The organism is Flavobacterium ajazii (genome assembly GCF_010614725.1).
Classification (GTDB): Bacteria; Bacteroidota; Bacteroidia; order Flavobacteriales; family Flavobacteriaceae; genus Flavobacterium; species Flavobacterium ajazii.
This window is the reverse complement of record NZ_JAAEHL010000023.1, coordinates 1-4,992: the sequence shown is the minus strand read 5'-3', so window position 1 is coordinate 4,992 and position 4,992 is coordinate 1. Positions and strand designations below refer to the sequence as shown.

Genomic DNA, 4,992 nt, shown 5'->3' with positions numbered 1-4,992 from the left:
AAAATATACGATGAAGAGTTTGATCCTGGCTCAGGATGAACGCTAGCGGCAGGCTTAACACATGCAAGTCGAGGGGTAGAGTTCTTCGGAATTTGAGACCGGCGCACGGGTGCGTAACGCGTATGCAATCTGCCTTTCACAGAGGGATAGCCCAGAGAAATTTGGATTAATACCTCATAGTATAATCAAACCGCATGGTTTAATTATTAAAGTCACAACGGTGAAAGATGAGCATGCGTCCCATTAGCTAGTTGGTAAGGTAACGGCTTACCAAGGCAACGATGGGTAGGGGTCCTGAGAGGGAGATCCCCCACACTGGTACTGAGACACGGACCAGACTCCTACGGGAGGCAGCAGTGAGGAATATTGGTCAATGGGCGCAAGCCTGAACCAGCCATGCCGCGTGCAGGATGACGGTCCTATGGATTGTAAACTGCTTTTGTACAGGAAGAAACACTCCTTCGTGAAGGAACTTGACGGTACTGTAAGAATAAGGATCGGCTAACTCCGTGCCAGCAGCCGCGGTAATACGGAGGATCCAAGCGTTATCCGGAATCATTGGGTTTAAAGGGTCCGTAGGCGGTTTAGTAAGTCAGTGGTGAAAGCCCATCGCTCAACGGTGGAACGGCCATTGATACTGCTGAACTTGAATTATTAGGAAGTAACTAGAATATGTAGTGTAGCGGTGAAATGCTTAGAGATTACATGGAATACCAATTGCGAAGGCAGGTTACTACTAATGGATTGACGCTGATGGACGAAAGCGTGGGTAGCGAACAGGATTAGATACCCTGGTAGTCCACGCCGTAAACGATGGATACTAGCTGTTGGGGGCAACTTCAGTGGCTAAGCGAAAGTGATAAGTATCCCACCTGGGGAGTACGGGCGCAAGCCTGAAACTCAAAGGAATTGACGGGGGCCCGCACAAGCGGTGGAGCATGTGGTTTAATTCGATGATACGCGAGGAACCTTACCAAGGCTTAAATGTAGATTGACCGATTTGGAAACAGATCTTTCGCAAGACAATTTACAAGGTGCTGCATGGTTGTCGTCAGCTCGTGCCGTGAGGTGTCAGGTTAAGTCCTATAACGAGCGCAACCCCTGTTGTTAGTTGCCAGCGAGTAGTGTCGGGAACTCTAACAAGACTGCCAGTGCAAACTGTGAGGAAGGTGGGGATGACGTCAAATCATCACGGCCCTTACGCCTTGGGCTACACACGTGCTACAATGGCCGGTACAGAGAGCAGCCACCTCGCGAGGGGGAGCGAATCTATAAAGCCGGTCACAGTTCGGATCGGAGTCTGCAACTCGACTCCGTGAAGCTGGAATCGCTAGTAATCGGATATCAGCCATGATCCGGTGAATACGTTCCCGGGCCTTGTACACACCGCCCGTCAAGCCATGGAAGCTGGGGGTGCCTGAAGTCGGTGACCGCAAGGAGCTGCCTAGGGTAAAACTGGTAACTAGGGCTAAGTCGTAACAAGGTAGCCGTACCGGAAGGTGCGGCTGGAACACCTCCTTTCTAGAGCCTCAAGTGTTAGCCGAAAGGCACGCTGAGGAAATAAGATGCAAAAACTATAGGTTTTGAATCTTAAGATTGTATTACTCTTGCTGTTAATTTAAAAAAAATGATAAAGAATTAAGTAAAACAGAGTCTCGTAGCTCAGCTGGTTAGAGTACTACACTGATAATGTAGGGGTCGGCAGTTCGAGTCTGCCCGGGACTACTTTTTAAGCTTTAAATTTAAAGATTGAAAGATTTTAAAATTAAAAGATAAAAGACTGAAAAGCTTAATTAAAAAGGAAATTCTAGAGTTGAGTTCTTATGAATAGAAGTTCATAATTCATAATTCACAATTCATAATTAGATTGGGGGATTAGCTCAGCTGGCTAGAGCGCCTGCCTTGCACGCAGGAGGTCAACGGTTCGACTCCGTTATTCTCCACAAAGTTCATTGACATATTGAGATAAGAAAATATTTAAAAAGTAGAAAGAACACGCTTTTTATTTGGAGACAAATAAAAACGTAAGTACAATAAGCAAAATAAGGGCGTATGGGGGATGCCTAGGCTCTCAGAGGCGAAGAAGGACGTGATAAGCTGCGAAAAGCTGCGGGGACGGGCACACACCGATTGATCCGTAGATATCCGAATGGGGCAACCCACTATGTTGAAGACATAGTACACCGATAGGTGGGCAAACCCGCTGAACTGAAACATCTAAGTAGGCGGAGGAGAAGAAAACAAAAGTGATTCCGTAAGTAGTGGCGAGCGAACGCGGATTAGCCCAAACCAATGTTGTTACGGCAATGTTGGGGTTGTAGGACCACGATATTTCTTGCACAAGGAACTAGAATCTACTGGAAAGTAGGACCCTAGAGAGTGATAGTCTCGTATAGGTAACAAGTGTAAAGGATAGTGGTATCCTGAGTAGGGCGGGGCACGTGAAACCCTGTCTGAATTTGGCGGGACCATCCGCTAAGGCTAAATACTCCTGAGAGACCGATAGTGAACCAGTACCGTGAGGGAAAGGTGAAAAGAACCGTGAATAACGGAGTGAAATAGATCCTGAAACCATACGCTTACAAGCGGTCGGAGCCCTTTCGTGGGGTGACGGCGTGCCTTTTGCATAATGAGCCTACGAGTTAACGTTGCTGGCAAGGATAAGTCATTAAGTGATGGATCCGTAGCGAAAGCGAGTCTGAATAGGGCGCTTTAGTCAGTAGTGTTAGACGCGAAACCGTGTGATCTACCCATGGGCAGGATGAAGCTGTGGTAACACACAGTGGAGGTCCGAACCGGTTGACGTTGAAAAGTCTTCGGATGACCTGTGGGTAGGGGTGAAAGGCCAATCAAACTCGGAAATAGCTCGTACTCCCCGAAATGCATTTAGGTGCAGCGCTGATAATAGTTATATAGAGGTAGAGCTACTGATTGGATGCGGGGGCTTCACCGCCTACCAATTCCTGACAAACTCCGAATGCTATATAATGTTTTACAGCAGTGAGGGCTTGGGTGCTAAGGTCCAAGTCCGAGAGGGAAAGAACCCAGACCATCAGCTAAGGTCCCCAAATATATGCTAAGTTGAAAGAACGAGGTTTGTCTGCCCAGACAGCTAGGATGTTGGCTTGGAAGCAGCCATTCATTTAAAGAGTGCGTAACAGCTCACTAGTCGAGCGGACGAGCATGGATAATAATCGGGCATAAGCATATTACCGAAGCTATGGATTTTGCAGCAATGCAAAGTGGTAGGGGAGCATTCCAGCAGGGTTGAAGGTGTATCGTAAGGTATGCTGGACTGGCTGGAAAAGAAAATGTAGGCATAAGTAACGATAATGCGGGCGAGAAACCCGCACACCGAAAAACTAAGGTTTCCACAGCTATGCTAATCAGCTGTGGGTTAGTCTGGACCTAAGGCGAACCCGAAAGGGACAGTCGATGGCCAACGGGTTAATATTCCCGTACTACTGATTACTGTGATGGGGTGACGGAGTGATGAAAGCGCCGCGAACTGACGGAATAGTTCGTTAAAGTACCTAGCTATAGGCTCTCTAGGCAAATCCGGAGAGCTTGGTGAAATACGATAGTACTCGGAGTCTTCGGACAAAGAGATAGTGCGCCTAAGGGCTTCCAAGAAAAACCTCTAAACTTCAGGTAATTAGTACCAGTACCGTAAACCGACACAGGTAGTTGAGGAGAGAATCCTAAGGTGCTCGAGAGATTCATGGCTAAGGAATTAGGCAAAATAGACCTGTAACTTCGGGAGAAAGGTCGCCAGCGTAAGCTGGCCGCAGTGAAGAGGTCCAGGCGACTGTTTATCAAAAACACAGGGCTCTGCAAAATCGTAAGATGAAGTATAGGGCCTGACACCTGCCCGGTGCTGGAAGGTTAAGAGGAGATGTTATCTTCGGAGAAGCATTGAATTGAAGCCCCAGTAAACGGCGGCCGTAACTATAACGGTCCTAAGGTAGCGAAATTCCTTGTCGGGTAAGTTCCGACCTGCACGAATGGTGTAACGATCTGGACACTGTCTCAGCCATGAGCTCGGTGAAATTGTAGTAACGGTGAAGATGCCGTTTACCCGCAGTGGGACGAAAAGACCCTGTGCACCTTTACTATAGCTTAGTATTGACCTTGGATAAATGATGTGTAGGATAGGTTGGAGACTGTGAAGTGGCGTCGCCAGGCGTTGTGGAGTCATTGTTGAAATACAACCCTTTGTTTATCTGAGGCCTAACCCCGCGTTGCGGGGGACATTGCTTGGTGGGTAGTTTGACTGGGGTGGTCGCCTCCAAAAGAGTAACGGAGGCTTCTAAAGGTTCCCTCAGTACGCTTGGTAACCGTGCGTAGAGTGCAATGGCATAAGGGAGCTTGACTGAGAGACATACAGGTCGATCAGGTACGAAAGTAGAGCATAGTGATCCGGTGGTTCCGCATGGAAGGGCCATCGCTCAAAGGATAAAAGGTACGCCGGGGATAACAGGCTGATCTCCCCCAAGAGCTCATATCGACGGGGGGGTTTGGCACCTCGATGTCGGCTCGTCACATCCTGGGGCTGGAGAAGGTCCCAAGGGTTGGGCTGTTCGCCCATTAAAGTGGCACGCGAGCTGGGTTCAGAACGTCGTGAGACAGTTCGGTCTCTATCTACTGTGGGCGTTAGAAATTTGAGTGGATCTGATTCTAGTACGAGAGGACCGAATTGGACTAACCTCTAGTGTATCTGTTGTCCCGCCAGGGGCACCGCAGAGTAGCTACGTTGGGAAGGGATAAGCGCTGAAAGCATATAAGCGCGAAACCCACCACAAGATGAGATTTCTTTTAAGGATCGTGGAAGATGACCACGTTGATAGGCTACAGATGTAAAGGCAGTAATGTCATAGTCGAGTAGTACTAATAATCCGTAAGCTTATGTACGACTTTTCCCGGGCCGCAAGGCTCGGGAGGAAACTTTCTAAACTATTTTACTTTTCTTTATCTCAGTATGTTAAAATATTG

The 4,992-nt window shown here is 48.1% G+C and carries 2 tRNA genes and 2 rRNA genes; all 4 read left to right on the top strand.

Annotated features, from left to right (window positions below):
- The first annotated feature begins 7 nt into the window (after positions 1–7).
- The 4 genes from GWR14_RS23600 to GWR14_RS23585 all read left to right on the top strand — a co-directional run bounded on the left by GWR14_RS23600 (position 8) and on the right by GWR14_RS23585 (position 4,911).
- Positions 8–1,521 (top strand): 16S ribosomal RNA (locus GWR14_RS23600).
- A gap of 130 nt (positions 1,522–1,651) precedes the next feature.
- Positions 1,652–1,725: transfer RNA gene (locus GWR14_RS23595), tRNA-Ile, on the top strand.
- 144 nt (positions 1,726–1,869) lie between these two features.
- Positions 1,870–1,943: transfer RNA gene (locus GWR14_RS23590), tRNA-Ala, on the top strand.
- An 88-nt stretch (positions 1,944–2,031) separates the two neighbouring features.
- Positions 2,032–4,911: ribosomal RNA gene (locus GWR14_RS23585) — 23S ribosomal RNA — on the top strand.
- The 16S and 23S rRNA genes sit together here with 2 tRNA genes alongside, the layout of an rRNA operon.
- Positions 4,912–4,992 lie beyond the last annotated feature (81 nt).